Annotated in this window: 23 protein-coding genes; 19 read left to right on the top strand and 4 right to left on the bottom strand. The window is 46.6% G+C overall.

Annotated features, from left to right (window positions below; all coding sequences use genetic code 11):
* Positions 1 to 102 precede the first annotated feature (102 nt).
* Both htpG and H7F15_RS01905 read left to right on the top strand, forming a co-directional pair.
* Entirely contained in the window at positions 103 to 1,929 is a 1,827-nt protein-coding gene (gene htpG / locus H7F15_RS01900; protein ID WP_185195249.1) for a molecular chaperone HtpG, read from the top strand.
* A gap of 322 nt (positions 1,930 to 2,251) precedes the next feature.
* Entirely contained in the window at positions 2,252 to 3,160 is a 909-nt protein-coding gene (locus tag H7F15_RS01905; RefSeq protein WP_185195250.1) for a toxin-antitoxin system YwqK family antitoxin, read from the top strand.
* Here H7F15_RS01905 and H7F15_RS01910 read toward each other — a convergent pair.
* Entirely contained in the window at positions 3,157 to 3,519 is a 363-nt protein-coding gene (locus H7F15_RS01910; protein WP_185195251.1) for a YraN family protein, read from the bottom strand. The genes H7F15_RS01905 and H7F15_RS01910 overlap by 4 nt on opposite strands.
* A 121-nt stretch (positions 3,520 to 3,640) precedes the next feature.
* On the opposite strand from H7F15_RS01910, the gene lipB reads away from it, so the two are divergent.
* The 10 genes from lipB to gldN all read left to right on the top strand — a co-directional run bounded on the left by lipB (position 3,641) and on the right by gldN (position 13,765).
* Positions 3,641 to 4,375: a lipoyl(octanoyl) transferase LipB gene (gene lipB / locus H7F15_RS01915; RefSeq protein ID WP_185195252.1), complete on the top strand. Its 735-nt coding sequence runs from the start codon at positions 3,641 to 3,643 to the stop codon at positions 4,373 to 4,375.
* On the top strand, positions 4,359 to 4,763 hold the full coding sequence (locus tag H7F15_RS01920) for a hypothetical protein (RefSeq protein ID WP_185195253.1): 405 nt from the start codon (positions 4,359 to 4,361) through the stop codon (positions 4,761 to 4,763). The genes lipB and H7F15_RS01920 overlap by 17 nt, the downstream gene beginning before the upstream one ends.
* A 111-nt stretch (positions 4,764 to 4,874) precedes the next feature.
* Entirely contained in the window at positions 4,875 to 5,924 is a 1,050-nt protein-coding gene (locus H7F15_RS01925) for an MraY family glycosyltransferase (RefSeq protein ID WP_221626960.1), read from the top strand.
* A gap of 67 nt (positions 5,925 to 5,991) precedes the next feature.
* On the top strand, positions 5,992 to 7,080 hold the full coding sequence (locus H7F15_RS01930) for a DUF4271 domain-containing protein (RefSeq protein ID WP_370523364.1): 1,089 nt from the start codon (positions 5,992 to 5,994) through the stop codon (positions 7,078 to 7,080).
* A gap of 58 nt (positions 7,081 to 7,138) precedes the next feature.
* Entirely contained in the window at positions 7,139 to 7,933 is a 795-nt protein-coding gene (locus tag H7F15_RS01935; protein WP_185195255.1) for a uroporphyrinogen-III synthase, read from the top strand.
* A gap of 174 nt (positions 7,934 to 8,107) precedes the next feature.
* Complete coding sequence (locus H7F15_RS01940) at positions 8,108 to 9,082, top strand: type IX secretion system membrane protein PorP/SprF (protein ID WP_185195256.1); 975 nt, start codon at positions 8,108 to 8,110, stop codon at positions 9,080 to 9,082.
* 233 nt (positions 9,083 to 9,315) lie between these two features.
* Positions 9,316 to 10,344, top strand: a complete 1,029-nt coding sequence (locus H7F15_RS01945; protein ID WP_185195257.1) for an SUMF1/EgtB/PvdO family nonheme iron enzyme — start codon at positions 9,316 to 9,318, stop codon at positions 10,342 to 10,344.
* 79 nt (positions 10,345 to 10,423) lie between these two features.
* On the top strand, positions 10,424 to 11,227 hold the full coding sequence (gldL, locus tag H7F15_RS01950) for a gliding motility protein GldL (protein ID WP_185195258.1): 804 nt from the start codon (positions 10,424 to 10,426) through the stop codon (positions 11,225 to 11,227).
* Positions 11,228 to 11,279: 52 nt separating this feature from the next.
* A complete protein-coding gene (gene gldM, locus H7F15_RS01955; protein ID WP_185195259.1) occupies positions 11,280 to 12,881 on the top strand; it encodes a gliding motility protein GldM in 1,602 nt (533 codons plus the stop codon).
* Between the two features lie 23 nt (positions 12,882 to 12,904).
* A complete protein-coding gene (gene gldN, locus H7F15_RS01960; RefSeq protein WP_185195260.1) occupies positions 12,905 to 13,765 on the top strand; it encodes a gliding motility protein GldN in 861 nt (286 codons plus the stop codon).
* A 198-nt stretch (positions 13,766 to 13,963) separates the two neighbouring features.
* Here the strand turns inward: gldN and uvrC are convergent, their stop codons facing one another.
* Genes uvrC through H7F15_RS01975 form a run of 3 tightly spaced genes read right to left on the bottom strand, consistent with a single transcriptional unit; the run spans position 13,964 to position 20,905 of the window.
* Positions 13,964 to 15,772: an excinuclease ABC subunit UvrC gene (gene uvrC, locus H7F15_RS01965; protein WP_185195261.1), complete on the bottom strand. Its 1,809-nt coding sequence runs from the start codon at positions 15,770 to 15,772 to the stop codon at positions 13,964 to 13,966.
* A gap of 11 nt (positions 15,773 to 15,783) precedes the next feature.
* The gene (locus H7F15_RS01970) at positions 15,784 to 18,102 is read right to left on the bottom strand and encodes a penicillin-binding protein 1A (RefSeq protein WP_185195262.1); all 2,319 of its coding nucleotides are present in this window, start codon (positions 18,100 to 18,102) and stop codon (positions 15,784 to 15,786) included.
* Positions 18,103 to 18,106: 4 nt separating this feature from the next.
* Entirely contained in the window at positions 18,107 to 20,905 is a 2,799-nt protein-coding gene (locus H7F15_RS01975; RefSeq protein ID WP_185195263.1) for a tetratricopeptide repeat protein, read from the bottom strand.
* A 312-nt stretch (positions 20,906 to 21,217) separates the two neighbouring features.
* Between H7F15_RS01975 and H7F15_RS01980 the strand changes: the two genes are divergently transcribed.
* From H7F15_RS01980 to atpA, 7 genes are all read left to right on the top strand, one after another.
* Positions 21,218 to 21,445: an AtpZ/AtpI family protein gene (locus H7F15_RS01980; RefSeq protein WP_185195264.1), complete on the top strand. Its 228-nt coding sequence runs from the start codon at positions 21,218 to 21,220 to the stop codon at positions 21,443 to 21,445.
* Positions 21,446 to 21,451: 6 nt separating this feature from the next.
* Entirely contained in the window at positions 21,452 to 21,841 is a 390-nt protein-coding gene (locus tag H7F15_RS01985; RefSeq protein ID WP_185195265.1) for a hypothetical protein, read from the top strand.
* Between the two features lie 38 nt (positions 21,842 to 21,879).
* A complete protein-coding gene (gene atpB / locus H7F15_RS01990) occupies positions 21,880 to 22,908 on the top strand; it encodes a F0F1 ATP synthase subunit A (protein ID WP_185195266.1) in 1,029 nt (342 codons plus the stop codon).
* Between the two features lie 36 nt (positions 22,909 to 22,944).
* Positions 22,945 to 23,202: an ATP synthase F0 subunit C gene (atpE, locus tag H7F15_RS01995; RefSeq protein WP_163911969.1), complete on the top strand. Its 258-nt coding sequence runs from the start codon at positions 22,945 to 22,947 to the stop codon at positions 23,200 to 23,202.
* Positions 23,203 to 23,338: 136 nt separating this feature from the next.
* Positions 23,339 to 23,833, top strand: a complete 495-nt coding sequence (locus H7F15_RS02000) for a F0F1 ATP synthase subunit B (protein ID WP_185195267.1) — start codon at positions 23,339 to 23,341, stop codon at positions 23,831 to 23,833.
* Between the two features lie 54 nt (positions 23,834 to 23,887).
* On the top strand, positions 23,888 to 24,445 hold the full coding sequence (gene atpH / locus H7F15_RS02005; RefSeq protein WP_185195268.1) for an ATP synthase F1 subunit delta: 558 nt from the start codon (positions 23,888 to 23,890) through the stop codon (positions 24,443 to 24,445).
* A gap of 2 nt (positions 24,446 to 24,447) precedes the next feature.
* Positions 24,448 to 26,028 carry a F0F1 ATP synthase subunit alpha gene (gene atpA, locus H7F15_RS02010; RefSeq protein WP_185195269.1) on the top strand — a complete coding sequence of 527 codons (1,581 nt, stop codon included), beginning with the start codon at positions 24,448 to 24,450 and terminating at the stop codon, positions 26,026 to 26,028.
* Positions 26,029 to 26,031: the final 3 nt, after the last annotated feature.

A 26,031-nucleotide genomic window follows, 5' to 3' on the forward strand; every position in this document is an offset into this window, starting at 1 on the left:
ATCGCTGACAACCTGTCACGATTACCGGATATGGAACGCAGTTTGAGAAGTACCCCGCAGAAGCAAATCAACTTTAGATAAAGCAAACTATAAAGTATAAACATGGAAGAAAGAGGCAGTATTTCGATACACACCGAAAACATTTTCCCGATCATCAAGAAGTTTTTATACTCTGATCACGAGATTTTCCTGCGCGAGCTGGTAAGTAACGCCGTAGATGCGTCGCAAAAGATTAAACGTCTGGCTTCTATAGGCGAGTATAAAGGCGAGCTGGGCGAGCTGAAAGTAACCGTTGCTGTTGATAAAGATGCCAAAACTATTACCATTTCGGATAACGGTATTGGTATGACAGCCGAAGAGATCAAGAAGTACATCAACCAGATCGCTTTTTCGGGTGCGTCGGAGTTTGTGGAGCGTTACAAAGAAACAGGTGGCGACAAGAACCAGATTATCGGTCAGTTTGGTCTTGGCTTTTACTCTGCCTTTATGGTGGCCGAGCGCGTGGAGATTGTTACCAAATCATACCAGGATGGCACTGAAGCAGCGCGTTGGACCTGCGATGGCAGCACTGAGTTTGAGATCACTTCTGCTAACAAAGACACCCGCGGTACCAATGTGATTCTGCACGTAGCCCAGGACTCTGAAGAGTTTTTAGAAGCTGCCCGCATCAGAACGATACTGAACAAGTACTGCAAGTTTTTACCAGTAGCGGTTGAGTTCGAAGGCGAAACGATTAACAATCCGAACCCGATCTGGACCAAGCAGCCAAACGAGCTGACCGACGAAGACTATAAGAACTTCTACAAAGAACTATATCCATTCTCAGAGGCGCCGCTGTTCTGGATTCACCTGAATGTAGACTATCCGTTTAACCTGACCGGTATCCTCTACTTCCCTAAGATCAAGAACGACTTTGAGCTGCAGCGCAACAAGATACAACTATACTCGCGCCAAGTGTTTATTACCGACGAGGTAAAAGACGTAGTGCCGGAGTTTCTGATGTTGCTGCACGGTGTGATCGACTCGCCGGATATTCCACTGAACGTAAGCCGCTCTTTCCTGCAGGCTGATTCCAGCGTGAAGAAGATCAACACTTACATTACCAAAAAGGTAGCTGATAAACTGGCAGAGATCTTCCGTAAGGATCGCGAAACGTTTGAGAAGAACTGGGACGATATCAACGTGTTCGTGAAATACGGCATGCTGAGCGACGACAAGTTCTATGAAAAAGCAAAAGATTTTGTGTTGCTGCAGAGCATTGATGGCAAATACTATACGATAGAAGAGTACAAAGCGCTTACGCAGGCTAACCAGACTGACAAGAATGGCAACCTGGTGCTGCTGTATACAACCGATGCTGACAAGCAACACGCCTTTGTAGAAGCCGCCCAGAGCCGCAGCTATGATGTGCTGAAGCTGGATTCGCTGATAGACAGCCATTTTATCGGTATGCTGGAGCAGAAGCTAGAGAAAACTACCCTGAAGCGCGTTGACTCTGAAACTATAAACAAGCTGATAGAGAAAGACGAGACCAAAGACAGCGTACTAAACGACAAAGAGAAAGACAGCCTGAAGGAGATCTACGAAAAAGCCATCGACAACAAGAACATGATGGTGGAAGTAGCTCCGCTGTCTCCGGATGATGCGCCGGTGGTAATTACGCTACCAGAATTTATGCGCCGTATGAAAGATATGAGCAAGACCGGTGGCGGTGGTATGATGTTTATGGGAGATATGCCGGACACATACAACGTAACTATAAACGCCAACCACAGCTTAAACCAGCGCGTGCTGAATGCCAAAGAAGATAACAAAGGCCGCATTGCCCGCCAAGCGTTTGACTTAGCGCTCTTGTCTCAGAACATGCTGTCAGGTGCCGCGCTTACCAGCTTCGTAAAACGTAGCTTCGAGCTGATTGACAAAGAATAGTGAACGATTAGTAATATACCTATAGTTTAAGGGCGGCGCCACAGGTGCCGCATTTTTGCTTTTTCCTGAAACTTACAAGCCGCAGCTATAGTTATAGGCGAGTTGATGGATATATAAAATATGTTCATCTTTACGTTACAACTATAGTATAACTATAGGCTTAATTGTTAGATTGTTAAATGGTTGATTCTTTGATGAGGGGGAAGTGAGATTCTGAATCCTGTTAATTCATTCATCCTAAAAATCCTGATTCAGACAATCACAATTCAGCAATTAACAATTTAACCATTCAGCCATTTAACAATTAATTCATCAAAATTAAATGACAAGGCACGCATCGCATATAGGTTATAGTTTGGTGGCAGTTCTGTTGCTAACCTTTGTTGGCTGTGGTGAGCCCAAATGGAACAGCGACTATAACCTGAACCAGGTGATGCAGAAAAATGCTGGTAAAACGGATTCTTCTGCACTAGCATCCGCCGATACTACCCAGCCTGACCTTAGCAACTCTCTGGTAAAGGATGAAGTAGAGAAAAACGAAAAGAAGAAGAAAAAGAAGCGCAGCCGATATTTCCTGGGCCAGAAAGTGAAAAAAGGCTTTACCCGCACCGGCCAGGGCGACCGCGAAACGCTGGAGTTATTTAGCTATTTACCTGAATATAAAGAACCACATGCCTATGCGCAGGAGAAGTATGTGTATGATGTGCGCAAGAAACGAATAGGCAAATTACGTGGCGAAATAGACCCGGCTAAATATAAGCTGCTGCATGGGCCATACAAGAAGAGCTATGGAGATGTGGTGATAGAAGAAGGATATTTTTACATTGGTACCAAGCACCTGCGCTGGGAAAAATATAACCGCAATGGGTTATTAACAGACAAATCGCATTACGATAAAGGCTTTTTACGTGACGCGGTTATCACCTATTATGATGGCAACTCTGAGAAGATAAAAGAGATCATACCGTATGCCTATGGCGAAGTACAGGGTACTTATTATCGCTTTTATGAAAACGGGCAGCTGGAGTGGATGGGCAACTATGACAAGGGCCGTAAAGTGGGTACCTGGATAAAGCACTACGATTTCAGGAACCGCCGCCACTATGAGTTTCAGTACCCGGAGTCTGCTTACGAACCGGCCGCCGAACCTGTGTTAATAAAGGAATACGACCGCCACGGCAAGCTTATTTACGAGAAAGATAAGTTTGATAAGCGCGCGGCACAGCGTTAATAAAAAGCATCTTCAAAGTGCTCTATAGTTGGTGGCACGGTCAGGGTTACAGCCATAATATCGAACCGGATATCCTGCTCCCAGCCGGTTGCTAAAATGTAAGCTTCGGCGGCACCCAGCAACATTTCTTCTTTGCGGGCACTTACAGCTTCTTCCGGAAAACCGAATTTGTCAGTAGTTCTTGTTTTCACTTCCACAAACACCAGCACATTATCCTTTTTTGCAATGATGTCGATCTCGGCGCGTTTATGTCTATAGTTCCTTTCCTGTATACTATAGCCCTGTTGCTGCAGGTACTGCTGTGCCAATCTTTCGCCGTACTGCCCCGTAAGGATGTGCCCATTTATTGGTGATGCCATGTAAAACTTGTAATTTGCGACAGGTATTACTGATACCCAAACCTTTAATATAAGTATAAGGTTGCGCGGCCCTGCTTTAAACTATAGCACTGCTGCATGTCTTATCACAAACTATAGCAACGTGTTACAGAATAAGGAAATACAGTTCCAGCGCTTAGGGCTGATAGATTATAAAGAAGCCTGGGACTACCAGGATAAGCTTTTCACCGGAATTCTTGATCTAAAATCCAGGAACCGTAACCTACCGGAAGATGCGCAGGTGCAAACGCCCAATTACCTGTTGTTCTGCTCACACCCACATGTTTATACCCTGGGAAAAAGCGGGCACGAAGAAAACCTGTTGATAGATGAACAGGGCCTGCAGGAAAAAGGAGCTACTTTCTACAAGATCAACCGTGGGGGCGATATTACTTATCACGGTCCCGGCCAGATAGTAGGCTACCCGATACTCGACCTCGATAACTTTTTCACGGATATTCATAAATACCTGCGTTTTCTGGAAGAAGCTGTTATCCTGACCCTGGAAGAATATGGTATTACTGCAGGCCGCATTCAGGGCCTTACAGGTGTCTGGCTCGACCATGAAGAGCAGAAAGACCCGCGCAAGATCTGCGCCATGGGCGTAAAGTGTAGCCGCTGGGTAACAATGCATGGTTTTGCGTTCAATATCAACACAGACCTCGATTATTTTAGTAATATTGTACCTTGTGGTATCAACGACAAGAAGGTGACATCGCTGGCAAAAGAGCTTAACCATGAAGTGCCGGAGACTGAAGTGGAAGAAAAACTGCTAAAGCACCTTGCCCATTTGTTTGATGCTGATATTATAACTGCTACGCATGAAGAAAGATATTGATTTTGGGACGGTAGAAGGCATTTCGGTGGCAGTGGCAACTACGCCGAACGAATCGGGAACGGATGCCTGGAATGTGTACCTGATCAACAACAGCCTTAACCCGATCGAAAATGTGCTGGTATCTTCCAAAGGATACGGCATACTGGATGGTGAAGAAGTAAAGACCTCTGTACTGCGGCACATGTTTGAGCGTATAGAAGCCAAAAGCTTTGCCCAGATAGAGCCAATCGACCCGGCTATTTTTCATATAAACAACGAATACTGGGTGAGCTATTACATTAACGGACAGATCTACGACAAGAAGTTTATTTTTGTCCCGGATTCTATTACCCAGGAAAATCTGATAGAGATCAGTATGTTAAACATGCAGGGTGTGCTGCATTCCTGACCCGGTCCGGGTCCGGCAATAATTTTTATAGTTTAATAGTTACAGGTAACAAACCCGGCAGGCTGTACAGTCGTGGCGGAAGAGGATTGCAACATGCCGTAGAGCAGCTATATGGAGCAAAAAGTCATACATCTGGTACTGTCCTTCGCCTGGTCGTTCCTGATCGCCATTTTTGCGGTGCCTTCAATTATCCGGGTGGCGCACCTTAAGAATATTCTCGATCAGCCCAACTTCCGGACAGTGCATGAAGAGCTTACTCCCCGCCTGGGCGGGCTGGCTATGTTTGCCGGCTTCATGTCTGCGCTCACTATTTTTGCGGACCTGGGTAATGGCGTACAGCAACTTCTGGCCGGCTGCGTTATCCTTTTCTTTATTGGCCTGAAGGATGACCTGATTGCTATTTCCGCATTGAAGAAGTTTGCTGTACAGTTATTGGCTACTGGTATCGTCATGTTTATTGCTGATATCCGCATCACCAGTTTTCAAGGGATCTTCGGTATAGGCGAGTTAGATATAGGAACGAGCTACGTTTTTACTTTTTTAGTCATTATCGGCATTACCAACTCCATTAACCTGATTGACGGGCTGGATGGGCTGGCCGGTACGTTGGTGATAATAGCCAGTACTACATTTGGGGTGTTTTTCCAGCTATATGGCGGCTCTAACTATGCCAACTATGCTGCTGTAGCATTTTGCTTGGTAGGTGGAGCTCTCGGGTTTCTGCGCTACAATTTCCATAAGGCAACCATCTTTATGGGCGATACCGGTTCGCTGCTTTGTGGATTTATCATCTCGGTATTGGCTATTCAGTTTGTTGAAATGCGGGAGGTTGCAGCTGCGCCTGCGGTGGCCATCGGAATACTTTTTGTGCCGCTCTTCGATACGATCCGTGTTTTCGCTATCCGGATTTTTAGTGGCAGATCTCCCTTTATACCGGATAAGAACCACGTCCATCACCGCCTGCTTTCTATGGGGCTGAGTCAGATTAATACTGTGCTTGTGTTGGCGGCAGTAAATATTGCTGTTATTCTCTTTGTAGTAAGCTTTAGTAGCTGGGGCAATCTTTATCTGCTTTCCATACTGGTGCTATTCTCAGTAATCTTCAGTATTTTTCTCGGCGTATTTAAATACAGGTCGGCGCAGCGTGTTTCTAAAGTATAAATCTTGCCTTTGGTTCTGGAGCTTTATGCTTGCCTTGCTTCTGGCTTCACAGCCTGTAGCTGCGCAAGTGCTACCTCTTGATCAGGAAAATACCATTACAGCAGACTGGCTGGTTTATAAAGGCAATACAAATCAGTTGGTGCCTTACGTTGCAGGATCAAATGTAGAGAGCCATGCAGTACATCAGTGGCTGCGCATATCATCCGAAAATCCCTTTCCGGTTTCACTTTCAGTGCAGGAAGGCGTATGTCTTTTTCTGAATAACCAACTGCTTTTTGTGGCAGACTCGACGGCGGCATATACCCTGGATTTGTCGGAATATGCGGTAGGCTTAAAACCTATAGATGGTAAATACCTGCTAACTGTTTGGCACCCGGAGCAGCGGCCGGCAATCTCCGGAATCCGGAACACAGAAACGGTACCAACTGTTGTGGCCCGGGAGCAGGACCAGGTTGCTTATAAGGTCAGAGTCCGCGAAACTATAAACCTGAGTCCATTCATCTTATTTATGCTGTTGATAGGCTTGCTGTACGGCGCGCTTAAAAATAACTACCCTTCTGATTTCAGCAGCCTTTATAATATCAACTCCTTTTTGCGGGTTAGCTCGCTGGAAGAAGGCTTTCTGTCAAAGCCGATCAGCTCATGGTCCAGTATCCTGTTCGTGCTTGTTTTTTCGCTGTCCTTATCGCTGCTTATAGCGGCTATACATACCGAGATGCACAATGTCCGGCTGTTTAACCAGATATTTCCGGTCTCGGCAGCTGATATAAGCACAAAGGTTTTGTTCTATACCGTGCTCATATTTCTGTTTATCCTGCTAAAATACCTTTTCCTGAAAATGATGGCCTTTATTTTTGGTCTGGAGCAGATTGTGCAGTTGCAGTATCGTGAGTTTGTAAGAACTATACTTTTCCTTGGTATTTTTATGCCATTTATTGTGCTTGTTTACCTGGCTTTTAATGCCAGTATGCCCGATCTGATCCTGTTTTTTTCGAATGTGGCAGTGGCCCTCGTGTTAATAATCACGGTAATACGCGTTTTTGCTACAGTAAATACCAAGGCTCCTGTACAAAATCTGCATTTATTTTCATACCTTTGCGCCACAGAAGTTATTCCGCTGGCAATAATTCTGAAATTGATTGTGTTTAACTTCTAAAAACACAATTCAGTATAGTTGCAGCGGTATCAGAGGTGTTATATTAAGAACCGCATATATGGTTGAGAGCAAAGCAAAAGGAAGTGCTAATCCTGAAAGACACAAAGTACCAATTAAAAGTATACTGGTAACACAGCCGCAGCCTACCACTGATAACTCACCTTATGTTACAATAGCAGAAAAGTATGGCATTAAAGTAGACTTCAGGGCTTTTATTGAAGTAGAGCCTGTGCCTTACAAGGAGTTCAGAAAAGATAAGGTAGATATACTTTCGCATACGGCTATTATTTTTACAAGCCGTAACGCGGTTGACCATTTTTTCAGAATCTGCCAGGAAAGCAAAATAGAGATGCCTGCGGATATGAAGTACTTCTGTATTTCGGACCAGACAGCTTATTACCTGCAGAAATACATTGTATTGCGTAAACGCAAATTGTTTGTTGGTGAGAAAACGGCAAAGGATCTGTTCGAGGTGATCAAGAAGCACAAGAACGAGAAGTTCCTGTTCCCATGCTCTAATATCCGGAAGGATGATATTCCGGCTTTTATGGCTGCCAACAAAATAAATTTTACTGAAGCTATTATCTATAAAACAGTAGCGGCAGACCTGTCGGATCTGGATGATGTAACGTATGACTGCCTGGCTTTCTTCAGCCCGTCGGGTATTACATCATTGTTTACCAACTTCCCGGATTTTAAGCAGAATAACACGCGTATTGCCGCATTCGGGCCAACCACAGCCAAAGCCGTGCGCGATGCCGGTCTGGAGCTGGACATTGAGGCGCCGATGCCAAATGCCCCTTCCATGACGGGTGCTATTGAGGTTTACATACAGAATCAGAAGCAGAAGTAGGCAAAAAAGCCTTTTGGCTGCAACTTTTCTTTCTGAAATACATAATACTAAACGCAAAGATGAGATAGCGTCATGCTGCCTTGTATTTGCGTTTTAGTGTTTAAGTAGTATATTTAAAACGCTATTCTTGCCAAACTACCTTATACCTTAATCCCAGCATTGTTGCGGTAGCCTATGAAAAAGCTTTTACCTCTGTATTTACTGTTGGTGCTTATTGGCAACCAAACGGTACTGGCTCAGCAACAGCCACAGTTTACCCATTATAGTTTTGCAGGCATGCAGCTTAGCCCTGCCTATGCAGGTATCACAAACAGGCCAGAGGTAATGTCGATTTTCCGGTACCAGTGGCTGGGTTACAATGCTACGTTCGATGATGGCGGGGCGCCACAGACACTTTTGCTGACAGCGCATACGCCGGTGCGTTTGCTGCGTGGCGGGGTAGGAATAACGCTTTTACGGGATAAGATAGCCAACACAACCCAGACAGGCGCAGCCCTTTCCTATTCATTGCACATACCTATCGGCGAAGCAAAATTAGGGTTAGGCATACAGGGAAATGTGAACAATATCAAGAAAGGCAACTATAGAGCCAACGACGACAATGACCCAAGCGTGCCTTACAACAGTTCGGATACAAAATATGACCTGGGAGCCGGTGTATGGTACGAATCAAGCACTTTTTATGCCGGTGGTGGTGTAACCAATCTGCTCAAGTCAGAGTATGAGTTTGCGAACCTGGAGGACGGGATAGTAGATGAAGGTAAGGGAAGCCTGCTGAGTGAAAACCATATTTACGTAACAGCCGGTTACCATTTGCCACTCACAAGCGAATTTGTACTTTCCCCGATGGCCCTGCTGAAGCACGATACCGAGACTTTCTCGTTTGAGGGAGGAGCCAAGGTAACGCTCAGCGAAAAATATTGGGCCGGAGTGAACTACCGTCATAAAGAAGCTGTTGGAGCGCTAATCGGGTTGGGTTTATTTGCAGATAATTCATTAAGAGTAGGATACGCATTTGACTTTACTGTTTTTGACAGAGTTGCCAAGGCCCCGACATCGCATGAAGTGATGTTATCTTACAGGCTGCCCGAGCCTGTGGTGCGGTTCCGGCCGCCAGTGCGGACGCCAAGGTATAACTTTACAAAATAAAGTATGAATACATGATTAAGCCTATATAAAGGCAAAACGCAATTCTTAAAAAAATACAGAAAAAATAGTGGTTTATCTGTAAAATAATCATTCGTAAACAGCGTTCAAAAATAATAAATGCGTGTAGCAGATAAATGTTTGTTTATTTGGTACTAAACCATATATATTTGCTACACCAGTGAAAATGTGCCAACAATACATTGCAGAAAATTTTACCTTTTTTAAGAGTCATCATGAACAAACTATTTAAGCTGTCTTCCTTCGCTTTGGCGGTGATGCTGCTTGCGGGTTGCGGGTTGAGAAACAGACCACAGGGAGACCTGATAGGTACACAGGATCGTCCGGACTACAATGCGCAAGAAATACCTTACGGTATGGTGGCATGCCCGGGCGGTACGTTCCACATGGGACAGGCAGATGAAGATATAGCCGCAACAATGGCTAACCTTAACAAGCAGGTAACCATTGGTGCCTTCTACATGGATGAGACAGAGATCACAAATAATGAATACCGCCAGTTTATGGATGTGATCATGCAGGACTCTCTTGAAATTGTAGGCGAGGCCTGGGTAATGGAAAATCTTTATCCGGATACTACTGTATGGGTAAAAGACTTTACATACCACATGGGCGACCCGTTAATGGAATACTACTACTCTCACCCCGCTTTTGATGACTATCCGGTAGTAGGTGTAAACTGGCACGCTGCGAAATATTTCTCTGACTGGCGTTCTAAAATGAAGAACCAGGCCAATGCTGACAACGGCATGGCGCCAATGCCAAGCTTCAGGCTGCCTTCTGAAGCAGAATGGGAATATGCAGCACGTGGTGGCCGTGATGTAACTGTTTACCCTTGGGGTGGCCCGTACCTGCGCAATGCGAAAGGCTGCTTACTGGCTAACTTTAAACCAGGCCGCGGCGACTACTATAGCGATGGTTTCTCTTACGCTGCGCCGGTTGCACAATACTTCCCGAACGACTTTGGCCTGTACGACATGGCTGGTAACGTAGCAGAGTGGTGCGAAGATGACTATGCAGAAGCGTATGTGCCAATTACATGGGACCTGAACCCGGTTTACAAGGCACCTCTTGATGCGCCAGAGCCTCGCAAAGTAGTGCGTGGTGGCTCTTGGAAGGATATTGCTTACTTCCTGGAAACAGGTACGCGTAACTTCGAATACCAGGACTCAGCAAGATCTTACATCGGCTTCCGTAACGCAATGGTTTACATCGGCCGATCTTCTGGCAGAGAGTTCAGATAAAAGAAACATCCCTCAATTATCATAACACAAACACACAAAACCCAATCACAATCGTTCACACTTTAATTTAGAAAACAACATGAGTAACAAGAAAGAACGCAGCTTTGTATACGACGTGCTGATGCCGAAAGTATACGGTATAGGTGCCGCAGTCGTAATCATTGGTGCCCTTTTCAAGATCCAGCACTGGCCAGGTGCTGACGTGATGCTGATCGCGGGTCTTGGAACCGAGGCCGTGATCTTCTTCCTTAGTGCATTCCAGCCACAGCCACACGATCCGGACTGGGCAAGAGTTTACCCACAGTTAGCAGACGACTATGCTGGCGAAGGTATTGTGCCAGCAACAACAACTGCTGCAGGTGGTAACGGACTTACCCGCAAACTGGATGATATGCTGCTTGATGCAAACATCACCCCAGAAACTATCAACTCATTAGGTTTAGGCCTGAACAGACTGAGCGAAACAACTGCACAACTGGCAGATGTAAGCCATGCCGCTTCAGCTACTTCTGAGTATACTTTAAGAATACAGGAAGCTACAGGTTCATTAGACAGAATGAACGTAGCCTACGCAACTACAGCAGATGCACTGGCCCAGATGGCTGGCTCTACAGTAGATGCACAAGCTTATCACCAGCAGATCCAAAGCATGACCAAGAACCTGGGAGCACTGAATGCAGTGTATGAAATGGAACTTCAGGACTCAAACAACCACCTGAAAGCCATGAACAAATTCTATGGTAACCTGAGCATGGCGATGGAAAATTTAACTGATGCCAGCAAAGATACAGAACAGTTTAAGCAGGAAGTTTCTAAGCTTACGCAGAACCTACACTCACTTAACACAGTGTACGGTAACATGCTGACGGCTATGAAAGGTTAATCCGGCCTATAGTTCTAAATCAAAAGAAAACAACAGTTAAATAAAGTATAAAATGGCTGGAGGAAAAGAGACACCACGGCAGAAGATGATCGGTATGATGTACCTGGTACTGACCGCACTTCTTGCCCTGCAAGTGAACTCGGCAATCCTGTTAAAATTTCAGTTCCTTGATCAAAGTTTGATGGGAGTGAACGGAAAGACAGTAACAGATAATGCCGGCGTACTCACCAATATTAAGAGTTCCGTAAGTAAAAACGGAAACAGACCCAACGATGCCACTGTTCTGAAGCAGGCGCAGGAAATTCGTCAGAAAACATCAGAACTGGTAAACTACATCCATAGCCTCAGAGAGGATCTGATTAAAACTACCGGAGGCAAGAACAAGGATGATGAGAACCAGTATGCCAACCCAAGCGCTGAGGACAAAGTTGCGATTATGATGATTGGCGCTGCCAATAAGAATAACGGGAAAGCATATGAGCTGAAAGAGAAACTGAACGAATATGCTCGTTATATAAAGCAGTTTAACCCGGATACTCCTAATAAGCTGGCTTTTGATGGCAAAGAAGACCCTGTGGCAAAGAATGACAAGTCGCAGCGTAACAAAGACTTTGCTGAGCTTAACTTCGGAGAAACACCATTAGTGGCTGCACTGGCGGTACTATCTCAGAAAGAGAACGAAGTTCTGAAGTATGAGGCAGCAGCGTTACAGAAGCAGGCTCAGAAAGTTGGTGCCGACATGGTGAAGTTCGAGAAGATTTTTGCTATGGCCCGTGCTGAGTCTAAAGTTGTAGCTGCCGGTACAAAGTATAAGGCTGAGATGTTTATTGCAGCTTCTTCTGATGCGATCACGCCAAAAATGAGCTTTAGAGGTCAGCCAATAAAGGTAGTAGATGGTAAAGGTCAGGTAGAGTTTACAGCTTCAGCTTCTCAATACGATGCGGAAGGTAACTCTGAGCAGACATGGAAAGGCCAGATTATACTAAACCAGAACGGCGAAGACAAGGTTTATCCGATTGAAGAAAAGTACATCGTAGCCAAACCAGTAATCCAGGTGCAGTCTGCTGCTGTACAGGCGCTTTACTTCCAGTGTGCCAACGAACTGAACATCCAGGTGCCAGCTTTAGGCGCTGTGTATGATCCAAGCTTCAGTGCAACTGGTGCGCAGACAATAAAAGGAGCTAAAAAAGGTTTAGTAACTATAATACCTTCTTCAACAGAAGTAACACTTAGCGTAAGCAGCGGTGGTAATGCCATTGGTCAGGAGAAGTTTAAAGTGCGTCCTATACCAAAGCCAACACTGGCACTGATTGTGAATGGCCGTCCGTTTGATGCCAAGCGCGGCGTACCTGCACAGGGTATCAGACAGGTAAGCATCGAAGCAATTTCTGATGAAGGCTTTAAACAATTATTACCGAACGAAGCACGTTTTAGAGTTACCAAGTGGAAAGCTTACCTGGTACGTGGTACCAGCATGGTTGACATGATCGAAGTAAACGGACCATCTGAAAACCTGTCTCGTTTTGCAGCAAAGGCAAGCAAAGGCGACAGAGTGGCCATTGAAGTACTGGACGTAAAACGTCTGAATTACAGAGGAACAGCTGTAGATATCAAGCCAAGTGGCGAGTCAATCTACAACATTCCGTTAAACTAATTAAATAGAAGCTTACAAGGAGTATGAAAGTATTAAAAGCTTTAGGTATAGCAGCAGGGGTTTTCCTTAGCATGAATGCAATGGCACAGCAGGTAACTTCAACTACCGCTACCAGCAGCTCATCAGCAAGGCCGATTCCTGAACATGATATCCTGTTCAAGAAAACCGTTTGGCGCAAAATTGACCTGCGCGAGAAGCAGAACAAGCCAATGTTCTCCGAGAACAGACAGATCACTAAGATCATCATGGATGCTGTGCAGAGCGGTGAGCTGACTGCCTACGCCAATGACTCTGTAAACAAGCCGCTGACCCGCGAAGAGTTCTCAACCAACATGACCAAAAAGGATGAAGGTTCAGGGTTAAGCCAGGAGGAAATTGATGCAGGTTTTGGTGCCCAGGAAGAAGAAGATGATGCCTGGGGAGCTGCTTTAGGCACTTCAGACGCAGGTAAATCAGGTCCTGTAAGCAACGTGTATTTCCCACAGGAACTATACCTGCTGGAGCTGAAAGAGAATGTAGTATTTGATAAGAAGCGTTCAAGAATGTATCATGACATTCAGACGATAACGATCAAAATACCAGCTACAACCAACGAACTAGGTATTGAAGTACCATTAGCATCATTTAAAATGAGCGACCTGGTGCGTGTGTTCCGTAACAATCCGGAAACTGCCATCTGGTACAATGCTCAGAACGATGCGCAGCACAAGAACTTAGCAGATGCGTTTGATCTTTGGTTGTTCAGCTCATACATCACCAAGATTTCGAACCCTGGCGACAGAGCACTGGCAGACCAGCATGGCGCAGGCGCTAAAGGCCTGCTTGCCGCACAGGAAGCACTGGAAGCTTTGATTGAATACGAATACAGCCTTTGGAGCTACTAACAATAGCACAGCATAAAAAAAGGAGATCAGCAATGGTCTCCTTTTTTTATGCTGATTAAAAATAAAAATGAGCTTTTAGAGGGTTGCTCCTATATCAAACTATAGTTTAAAGGATGTGAGCAGCTGCTTAAACTATAGCTATAGTTCAGACCTCAGATAGCGAACTATAGTTGTGGGCTAACTATAGTTTTAAACTGATCATTCGGCAGGGTGCAGGTAAGAATAAACTATAGTTGCTTTTGCTTTTCCTACTTCAGTGGTCAGTTCTTCCAGCGTAAGATCGCGCAGCTTTTTAACAGACCGGTACTTGGACAGCAATTGATCGGCGATGACAGGGCCGATTCCTTTAATATCAGTCAGCTCTGTTTTTAAAGTGCCGGCGTCGCGTTTGCTTCTATGAAAAGTAATGGCAAAACGGTGAGCTTCGTCCCGGATACGCTGGATAAGGCGCAGCGATTCAGATTTTTTGTCGATGTACAGTGGCAGGTTGTCGCCGGGGTAAAAGATCTCTTCCAAGCGCTTGGCAATACCAACTATAGCCACCTTGCCCCAGATATCGAGGTCTTTTAATGCCTTAACCGCAAAACTCAGCTGCCCCTTGCCACCATCTATAATAATAAGTTGTGGTAAGGGCTGGTTCTCGTCTAACAACCTCCTGTAGCGGCGTGTAACAATCTCGTACATCGACTCAAAGTCGTTGGGGCCAACAACCGTTTTTATGTTAAAATGGCGGTAGTCTTTTTTGCTGGGCTTGCCGTTTTTAAAACAGACCATAGACGCCACCGGGTTATCGCCCTGGAAGTTGGAGTTATCGAAACATTCGATGTGACGTGGCAACTCTGTAAGGCGCAGGTCTTTCTTAAGCGTTTCCAGCACCCGTAGTTCGCGCTTTTCGTTCAGGTCGCGGTTCTTTTCCTGGCGTCCTTCCCGTTCCTTGCGCAGGTAAAGCGCATTTTTTAGTGACAGGTTAAGCAGTTTGCGCTTATCACCAATCTGCGGATAGGTTACCGTTACGTTATCTAAAGGCAGGTTAACCTCAATATTCGTGATCACCTCGCGGGACGTACTCTCAAATTCCTGCCGTAGTTGCACAATTACAGAAGCCAGTATATCAGCATCTTCTTCATCCAGCTTCTTTTCTATTTCCAGCGACTGTGTCAGGATAATAGAGCCGTTCATTACCTTCAGGTAGTTCAGGAAAGCACACTGTTCGTTCGAGGTGATCGTGAAGACATCAATATTGGTAAGTGTATTACTTACCACCGTTGATTTTGCCTGGAAATCTTCGAGCATGTCCAGCTTCTGTTTATACTGATGTGCCAGCTCAAACTGAAACTCAGCGGCAGCGGCGGCCATATGCTCTTTAAAATAGTTCTTAGCTATAGTTAAGTTACCCGACAGAATGCTTTTTATCTGGGAGATGTGCGCGTTATATTCCGTTTCATCTATCAGCGCTTCGCAGGGGCCTTTGCAATTGCCAATGTGGTACTCGAGGCATACCTTAAACTTACCCGCCGCAATATTCTCAGGCGACAGGTTATAAGTACAGCTCCGGAGCGGATACAGCGTACGGATCAGATCCAGCACAATATTCATGGTGGTCACGCTTGGATAAGGGCCGAAGTATCGGGAACCATCGTTGAGTTTGTTGCGGGTACTGATAACGCGAGGGAAGCGCTCGTTTACGATACAGATGTAAGGATAGGTCTTGCCGTCCTTCAGCAGGATGTTGTACTTAGGCTGATACTGCTTGATGAGGTTATTCTCCAGCAGGAAAGCATCCGCTTCGGTATCAACTATAGTAAACTCAATGTCTTTGATCTGCGAGACAAGCTTCAGCGTTTTTTTATTATGCTGGGCCGAGCGGTTGAAATAGGAGCTCACACGCTTCCGTATATCAACCGCTTTGCCAACATAGATAATGCCGTTGTTATCAAAAAATTTATAGATGCCAGGTTTATGTGGCAGGTGCGATATCTTTTCTTTCAGCTCTTCGTTTGCGGGCATTGCATGGCAAATTATATCTCCGCATCCAGGTTTATTTCAGCGGGCAGCTGCAGGAACTCGTCCTGTTGGGTAGAATCTACCGGGAAAGCCCCGCTGTTATACTTGGCGCAGTCTAATTCTACCGATAAAGGCGCTAAAGGTTTAGGGAATGGCTCTTTTGACAGACCTAATGTTTTGTCGGCATACACTTTCTGCATAAAAGCGCCATAAATAGGCATAGCGAGTTTACCACCTTGGCCTAAGGCAATGGTCCGGAAGTGTATGGAACGGTCTTCACCGCCCACCCAGGTACCCGCAACAAGGTCAGGCGTAAGGCCCATAAACCAGGCATCGGACTGATTCTGTGTTGTACCTGTTTTGGCTGCTATCTCGTTCTTTAAACCATTGCGGTAGCGCAGGCCATAGTAGGCAGTACCACCCGGCTCGGCCGCAGCTTTCAGCATGTGCACCATCATGTAGGCAGTTTCTTCGCTGAGGGCTTCTTTGGTGTCCGGCACAAACTCAGCTACCACATTGCCGTGCTTATCTTCAATACGGGTAATATAGGTTGGCTCTACCCAGGTTCCGCCATTCACAAAAGTGCCATACGCCCCAACCATATCGTAGAGGGTAACATCGCTCGTTCCTAAGGCCAATGACGGTGTAGGATCTAAGGGTGTATGAATGCCCATACGCTTAGCTGTTTTAACCAGCGTTTCAGCGCCCAGCTTGTTTACCAGGAATGCAGAAATAGAGTTTACAGACTCTGCCAGACCTTTACGAAGCGTATATTTTTTACCAGAGAATTTATTGTCGGCGTTATTCGGGCACCACATATTGCCATCCGGAAGCGGAATACACACTTTGGTGTCAATTACTTCGTAGCAAGGGTAGTAGCCGTTTTCGATAGCTGCCGTGTACAGGAACGGTTTAAACGTAGAACCCGGCTGACGTGCGCCCTGCTTTACGTGGTCGTACTTAAAGTGCTTATAGTTGATACCACCTACCCAGGCCTTGATGTGGCCTGTCTGTGGCTCCATGGCCATAAAACCGGTCTGCAGGAAATGCTTATAGTAGCGCAGCGAATCCATCGGGCTCATTTCTACCTGCTTCTCGCCTTCCCAGGTAAAAATGGTCATCGGTATTTTTTTGTTCAGGTAATAGTTAATGGAGTCCTCATCGCCATCAAAGCGGGCTTTCAGGTTGCGGTAACGGTCTGAGCGTTTTATGGCCTGTTCTGCAAAGCCTTTTATTTCCTGGTTGTTGCGGTCTACCCACGGGTTGCGGCCTTTCCAGTGTTCAAAAAACAGCTTCTGCTGCTTCTTCATGTGTTCCGCTACAGCTTCCTCGGCATACTCCTGCATTCTGGAATCTATAGTTGTATAGATCTTCAGGCCGTCGGCATACAAATCGTAGCCGTTTTCGCGACACCACTGCAGCAAAAACTTGCTGGCTTCGGTACGGAAATAAGGTGCTAAGCCGATGTTCTGGTTCTCGACGCGGTAATCCAGCTCAATATCCTTTTCCTTTAGCTTATTGTATTCTTCTTCTGTCAGGAAATCGTACTTCACCATCTGCGAGAGCACCACATTGCGGCGTCGCTTCGAGTTTTCGGGGTTAAGTTTAGGGCTGAAGGCGGTTGGTGCCTTTAACAGGCCTACCAGCACGGCAGATTCCTGTACCTCTAAGTTTTCAGGGACTTTATTAAAGAAAGTTCTGGCAGCTACTTTAATACCAAACGCATTCGATCCGAAATCTACTGTGTTCAGATACATGGTCATGATCTCGCGCTTGGTATAGCTGCGCTCCAGTTTCACGGCCATGATCCATTCCTTTGTTTTCAGGATAAGCATGCCAAGGCCGGGTACATCGTTCAGCAGACCATTGTTCAGTTCTTCGCTACGGGTATCGAACAGATTTTTGGCTACCTGCTGCGTAAGCGTACTGCCACCACCTTTCAGGTCGCCGGTAATGATGCCTGATGCCACACGTAGCATGGCCTGTGGGTCAATACCAGAGTGTTCTTCAAAACGGATATCTTCGGTAGCGACAAGAGCATTGATCAGGTTCTCCGGAAGCTCCTCATAATCCACGGGCGTACGGTTCTCGCGGAAATACTTGCCCAGCAGTTTGTTGTCGGCAGAGTATAGTTCCGATGCCAGTTCGCTTTTAGGATTCTCAAGGGTGCGCAGGTTCGGCAGCTCCCCGAACAAGTTCAGGAAGTTGGCGCTCACAGCCCAGATATACAGTATAAATGCCACAAAGCCGCTCACAAACAGCAACCATAATGTGGTAACCACCTTCGGAACAACCGTTTTCTGTGGTTCAACAGTTTTTTGACGCGTAGTCATGTACTTAATAATTGTTTTTGAAGAAAGTCAGGTATGCCGCAACATCCTTCTTCTGCATGAATTTCTGATAGTTGGCAGAAGATATTACAAAGGTAGTGAATTCTACGCCTCTAATTCTACCAACGGGCGCTTCCGGCCCTTTTTGTCTGATATTATAGCTGTTTGCCAGTTTAAAATTATCAAAAGCGCGTGCCACCAGCATGGTCTTGCCCGCTTCAAATGGTTCTTCTGAGACCGTTAACTGCACCGGCCTGTAAAAGCTCAGGTTAAACCGCTCGTACTTGGTTAAAATGTCCTTAAAGGCGGCATGGTCCGTCGGGTAAATCAGTACATAATAATATGCGGTATCAGGTTCCGTGCTGAAGGTTACCGGAGCTTCCTCTGCAGGGTCAGCTATAGTTGTGGCAGTTGTATCCGCTATAGTTGGCGCAGGTGTTGTTATAGCGGTGGTATCAGGCTGCGTAGTTTGAGTGGTCCTTTTTTCCGGTGTTATAGTTGGCTGCACAGGAGCAGTAGATGCAATAACTGTGCTAACTTTTTCTTCGGGGCTGAGCGACGCTGTAGTTGCTTTGGGTTTAGGCGGTGCTATAGTTGGAGCCTCTGTGCGGAGCATGTTTTTTTGCTCCAGGGAACTATAGCGCTCCAGCAGCGCAGTGGCGTTGGCCTGCAGCGGGCTCGTCGGGAAATCCTTTTTAAACTGCTGTAGTTGCGCACGCAGGGCCTGTGGCTCCTTGGTACGTGCCGTGATCATGATCTCCAGAAAAGCGGCTTTGTCCTGAATGTCGTTGTGGGGGTACTGGCTTACCAACTGGTTCACGATCTGCTGTGCCCGGCTATAGTTGGCGTCCTCGTAAAAGGTGTAGGCTGAGTCGTACAGGGCGCGTGCTTTCAGGTTCTCGGCTGCGTTCTTCACATTAAAATCAGCATCGTCCACCAATTTGGCGAAGGCGGAGTTCGGGAACCGCTCCTTTATCTTGTTATAGTAAACCTGCTTGCGGTCGTTGCCAGCTTTGTCGTAGAGCAGGTACAGGGCATAGTAGGTCTCGGCAGCGTGCTCTGTGTTCGGGAAGCGCTGTAGCAGTTGTTCAAAGGTCTCTGTCGCCTTTTCGCTCTCTTTCAGGTTCTGGTAATAAATATTGCCCAGCGCAAAAAGTGCCTCTTCCACCATCTTCTCCGATCTCTGCATGGCAGCAGTGGTTAGCGGGATTTCCTGCAGATACGTCTGGATCTGGGCTTCGGCTCTGGCTTCAGGGCTTATAGTTGTGTCAGGTGCAGCGGTTATAGCATCCTGTGGTGTTTGTTGTGTCTGGTTGCCACTTTCTCCTTTACTCCTTATCCGCCAGAAATCCTGCAACGGTCTGTCGCCCCAACGCCGGATAAACTCGGAACGGGCACCGGCCATGGCGGCGGGGTTATCGAAATACCATACCCCACCGGTGGTTTGCTGGTTAAAAGCTACGGCCTCGTCAGTGTTTATACCTGAGCGGCGGCGTTCATTCTGTGTTTGTTGTGCCTGTTGTTTTGCCAGTAACTGCTGGCGTTCTTCCTCCTGGCGCTTTACCAGCTGCTGCAAAAAGTCCATCCGGTCGGCTTCGCTCATGCGGGCAATGCGTTGCAGGCTATCCTGTGTATGGATGGTGTTATATTGGGTGGCAAAGGCGGTAAGCACATTGCGGCGCTCGGCTACGGCATCGTACTCCGGGGCTGTTTTAGGATATACCTGCACGGCACTGTCGTAATAGGCCTGGGCCATGTTGTATTTGCCCAGGTGCTCAAAATAGATCTTACCGGCCAGCAGGTAACTATAGGCTTTCTGGTTTGGCAGCGAACCGCGTTCTTTTATAGATTGCTGCAGGTAGGTAAGTGCCTTGTCGAAATTCTCTTTCCGGAGCTCGAACTGCGCCATTTCATACAGGATCTTATCCTTATATTCGACGTTCTTCTCGTCTTTCAGCATTTTTTCGTAAAAGCCGGCAATCTTTTCCTGGTCCTGCTCATCGCTTAGTTCTGATACCTGCCCAATGTAAAGCCTGCTGAAAAAGCCAAGGTCGTAAGGCGGGTTTTTTCGCAGTATCCTGCTGTAATGCTTGTAGGCTTCTTTGTCCTGCCCGGTGGCCTGGTATAGTTGCGCCAGTGCAAAGCGTATGCGTGCTTCGGCATCCTTCTCCTCAAAGTTAGGTACAGATAGTGCCAGGTTCTCGATCACGGCAGCGGTATCGGCCTGCAGCCAGTGGTACTGGGCCCGTGCCAGGTATAGTTCGCGGGCATTGTCGCGGTTCAGGCGCTCTCGGCGTAGCAACTCCGATACCTGGTTGGCGTTGTCCAGTTCCTCCATCTGCAGGTAGGTGCGCATCAGCCAAACCAGGGCCTCGTGGCGGGCATCTTTATTTTTACTTATGGTGTTGGCATACTTAAAGGTACGGGCGGCATCGGCAAAGTCAAGCTGGTAATAACGGGCCCTGCCGATCAGGATGTAGCTGTCATCTATCCATTTGCTGCTCTTGTGGTATTGGATCGGGAACGAAGCTTTTTTTACCACATCTTCCAGGTCGGCGGCGGCTGCTTTGGCAGTAGTAGAATCTATAGTTGGGTAGATCGGGATTACCTTGTTATAGTCGTAGGTCATCTGAGCCTGCAGGGCTTCTTCGATGGCGCGCAGCTTTTCTTTTGCCAGAAAATAGCCATTGTAGCGCGCTGTAGTATTGTGGTAAGTTTTACTTAGCGGGTTATTGCGCTCCACAGAGCACGCGCCAAGTATAGTTGCCACCAGCAGGAGCAGTAAGTATGTTGATCGTTGCTTCAAGTTATATAGCAATACAGAGTAAGGAGTAAGGTACAGAAATAACGCTGCAGCTGGTTTATAAAGTATAGCAGCCCCTGCAACAAAGGCGCTTACGCACTTGCCGGCAACTGGTTTGGTTACAACGCTTCCTGCAAAAATACAGGAATATATGATAACCGGAAGCACCGTGCCAATTCAGGTAATGAACTATAGCCGGGCGGTTTTGGTTTCAGGCGCAGTTTCGGATACCGGTAACTATAGCTTTCGCGCTTATTTAACAGTTACAGCATGTTACATCCAAAAAAAGCCGTAATTTTGTGCAAATTTATACCAATGGCTACAACTCCTGACGATAAGGACAAAGATGGCGGTGTAAAGCCTTACCTGCGGTATTCGGGGCTGGCTTTCCAGATGATCGCGGTTATGGTGCTGGCAGCCTGGGGCGGCATGAAGCTGGATGAGCATTTCGCTACCCAGAATCCGTGGTTTACCATAGGTTTGCTGGTGTTGGCAGTGGTCGCCTCCATGGTTTTGGTTGTACTTTCTTTAAACAAAAAATAAATACCTGTGAATTTTATTAAAAAACTTGGGCTGTACTCTGTCGTGATCGGTTTGCTGGTGGGGGCGTTGCAGTTTTATACCGGTAACCAGCTGGTGCATGTGCATGTGTGGTGGTTGTTTGGGTTCATGATCGTGGTTACGGCACTTACCTTTTATGTGTCCAGGCTGGGTGTGAGCTATGATAACGATAATTTTCAGCTATACTACTTCGGCTCGATGGGTTTCCGGATGATCCTGAGCATTGCCCTGATCTTTGTATATGTATTTTTGTATTCGGAGAATGAGCTGCAGTTTGTACTGAACTTCTTCGTGTTATATTTTCTGTTTACCGGGTTTGAAATTTACAGTTTGTTGGCTAACTTCGCACCGCAATTGAAAAAGCAGAACGAACAATAAAGTAGCACTTTACAAACGTTGCTTCTAACTATCTCTTAATGAAGAAGTTATTTATTTTACTGTTTTCCTTCTTGACGATCACGGCTCATGCTGCGTCTTCTGAAGGTGGGGAGTTCAGACCCGGCGATATGATTACGCATCACATCGCAGATGACTATAGCTGGCACTTTGCTGATGGCGTAGTGTTGTATCTGCCAGTTGTTCTGATAGATAACGGACAGTTCGTTTCGTTTTCATCCAGCAATTTCTACGACGAGAACCATAACCTGGTGCCTTACCGTGGTTATAAGATGGAGCATGGCCATATCTACAAAGTAAACGAGGCCGGCGAACCAATTGAAGGTTACAAGGGTCTGTATGATATTTCTATCACCAAGAACGTGGCCTCTATGTTTGTGAGCGTGGCACTGCTGTTCTTTGTGTTTTTCTCTATTGCGGGCAGCTACAAGAAGAATGCCGGTAAAGCCCCGAGGGGTATGCAGTCTTTCTTCGAGCCGATCATCATCTTTATTCGTGATGAGATAGCGAAGGCGAACATCGGTCCTAAGTATGAGCGCTATATGCCATACCTGCTGACTATCTTCTTCTTTATCTGGTTTAATAACCTGCTGGGCCTGATGCCGGGTGGTGCTAACTTAACCGGTAACATTGCGGTAACGCTTGTGCTGGCAGCCATGACGCTCCTGATCACGGTGTTCAGCGGTAACAAAAGCTACTGGGGACACATCTTCGCAACGCCTGGTGTTCCGAAGTGGCTTGCTCCGATCATGATCCCGGTTGAACTGATCGGTATCTTTACAAAGCCTTTTTCCCTGATGGTCCGACTTTTTGCTAACATCACAGCAGGTCACATCATCATTCTTTCCCTGTTCAGCTTGATCTTTATTTTCCAGAGCATTGCAGTTGGTCCGTTAAGCGTGGCGTTCGCTACCTTCATGAACTTTCTGGAACTGTTTGTGGCGCTGCTGCAGGCTTATATCTTTACCCTGCTTTCGGCCATGTACTTTGGCGGAGCTGTTGAAGAGCACGATCACGTGGACGATATGGGCCACGGTGACGCACATTAATCTGAATTCTTTTTTTAACTATATATAACTACAATTATGTTACTAGCAATTTTGCTTCAAGCAGCGACCGATTTTGGTTTAGCTATCATGGGTGCCGGTATCGGTGCTGGTTTAGTTGCCCTTGGCGCTGGTTTGGGTATCGGTAGAATCGGTGGCTCTGCTATGGAATCTATCGCTCGTCAGCCAGAGGCTGGTGGTAAAATCCAGACTGCCATGATCATCGCGGCTGCCCTTATCGAAGGTGTTGCACTGTTCGGTGTGGTAGTTTGCTTGTTAATCTCTTTCAAAGGCTAATTAAGCTTTTGCTGGTCTCACGTCCGGACGCATGGTCCGGACGATGAGATCAAAAGTAGTTGAATAGTTAAAAAGCCATAGTTGCATAGGCAACGGGCAAATAAATAAAAATCCTAAAAGATAGTTTTCTAAAACAATGGAATTAGTAACCCCTGGATTTGGTCTGATTTTCTGGCAGTTAGTAACATTTCTGATTGTACTGTTTCTGCTGACAAAGTTTGCTTGGAAGCCTATCATGAACGCCCTGCGCGAGCGTGAGACTTCTATTGAACATGCACTGAGCGCAGCTGAAAAAGCAAAGCTGGAAATGCAGGGCCTGAAAGCTGAAAACGAAAAGCTGCTGGCTGAAGCACGCATGGAGCGCGACAAGATCCTGAAAGAAGCATCGGATGCCGGTAACGCGATTGTTGAGTCTGCAAAGAACAAAGCTAACGAAGAAGGTGCCCGCATGATTGCACAGGCCCGCGAAGCGATCGAGAACGAGAAACGTGCTGCACTTGCTGAGGTGAAAAACCTGGCCGCTGCCCTTTCTGTGGATATCGCAGAGCGCATTCTGAGAAAAGAACTGAGTGATCCGCAGGCGCAGCAAGCCCTGGCGCAGGATTACATCCGTGAAGTAACGCTTAACTAATAATAGAACTGGTGGCGTTGCCCGTAGCAACGGCCATACTTTATAAAAAGCAATATGTCAGAAGTAAGAGTTGCTTCCAGATACGCGAAGTCGCTGATAGAACTGGCTGCGGAAAAAGGCGTGCTGGAGCAGGTGAATGAAGACATGAAACTGTTCTCGGATGTTGTTTCCAAAAACAGAGACTTTCAGTTAATGCTTCATAACCCTATCGTAAAGTCAGATAAAAAACTGGCTGTGATAAACGGTGTGTTTAAAGGTAAAGTGCAGGAAATGACACTGTCCTTTTTTAACATCGTAGCCCGCAAAAACCGCGAGTCGCTGCTGGAGTTTATCGCTACCGAGTTTGTGAAGCAGTACAATGTGCTGAAGGGAATACAGAGAGCCAGCATTGTATCGGCTGCTCCGCTTTCTCCGGCACTACGCCAGCAGATAGGTGAAAAACTTGCTGCCCAAACCGGCAAAACCATACAGTTAGAAGAAATGATCGACCCGAGCCTGATAGGCGGCTTCGTGCTGCGTGTAGGCGACAGACAGATCGACAGCTCTGTGAAGAACAGTCTTCGCAAGCTTAAAAATAATTTTAAAGACAACTCCTATATTAATAAACTATAATCATGGCAGAAGTAAGACCTGACGAAGTATCAGCCATACTAAGAGAGCAGCTTTCCGGCTTCCGTTCTGAGGCAGAACTGGAAGAGGTAGGTACAGTACTGCAAGTGGGTGACGGTGTCGCTCGTATCTATGGCCTTTCCAGAGCCCAGTCTGGTGAACTTTTAGAGTTTGAGAACGGACTTCAGGCGCTTGTTCTGAACCTGGAGGAAGACAACGTAGGTGCCGTATTACTTGGCGACTACAGCGAAATTAAAGAAGGTGCAACCGTAAGAAGAACAAACCGCATTGCCTCTGTTAAAGTAGGTGACGGCATTATCGGCCGTGTGGTTAACACTCTTGGTCAGCCTATAGATGGTCGTGGTCCGATTGCTGGTGACTTATATGAGATGCCACTGGAGCGTAAAGCACCGGGCGTAATCTATCGTCAGCCGGTAAACGAGCCAATGCAGACTGGTATCAAAGCGATCGACTCAATGATTCCGATCGGCCGTGGTCAGCGTGAGCTTATCATCGGTGACCGCCAGACTGGTAAATCAGCTGTTGCGATCGATACCATCCTGAACCAGCGCGAGTTCTTCGAAAAAGGACAGCCGGTGTTCTGTATCTATGTAGCAGTTGGTCAGAAAGCATCAACCGTTGCACAGGTAGTTAAGTCTCTTACCGAAGGTGGTGCGATGGATTATACAGTGGTAGTTTCGGCTTCTGCTTCTGATCCGGCTCCAATGCAGTTCTTTGCTCCGTTTACTGGTGCTGCTATCGGTGAGTTCTTCCGCGATACTGGCCGCCCTGCACTGGTTGTGTATGATGACCTTTCTAAGCAGGCAGTAGCTTACCGCGAAGTTTCTCTGCTGCTACGTCGTCCACCAGGACGTGAGGCTTACCCAGGTGACGTATTCTACCTGCACTCTCGTTTATTGGAGCGTGCTGCTAAGGTTAACGCATCTGATGAGATTGCCCGTAACATGAACGACTTGCCAGAGTCTATCCGTCACATGGTGAAAGGTGGTGGTTCTTTAACTGCCCTTCCAATCATCGAGACGCAGGCTGGCGACGTTTCTGCTTATATCCCAACAAACGTAATTTCTATTACTGACGGTCAGATCTTCCTTGAGACGAACCTGTTCAACTCAGGTATCCGTCCAGCGATCAACGTTGGTATCTCGGTATCACGTGTAGGTGGTTCTGCTCAGATCAAGTCAATGAAGAAAGTGGCTGGTACTCTGAAGCTGGATCAGGCACAGTTCCGTGAGCTGGAAGCGTTTGCGAAATTCGGTTCTGACCTGGATGCTGCTACTAAGCTTACTATTGAGCGTGGTCGTCGTAACCTGGAAATCCTGAAGCAGCCACAGTTCTCTCCGGTTCCGGTTGAAGAGCAGGTAGCGATCATTTACGCTGCTACAAACGGTCTGCTGGATGATGTTCCGGTAACTGAAGTAAGAACGTTTGAGAAAGATTACCTGCGTACCATGCGTGCTCAGCACTCTGATGTACTGAACGCCCTGCTGGCAGGTAAACTGGATGACTCAACAACAGGCGTTATGCGCCAGGTAGCGAAAGAGCTATCAGCTAAATACAAGAAGTAATCT

Source organism: Pontibacter sp. Tf4, assembly GCF_014212495.1.
Classification (GTDB): domain Bacteria; phylum Bacteroidota; class Bacteroidia; order Cytophagales; family Hymenobacteraceae; genus Pontibacter.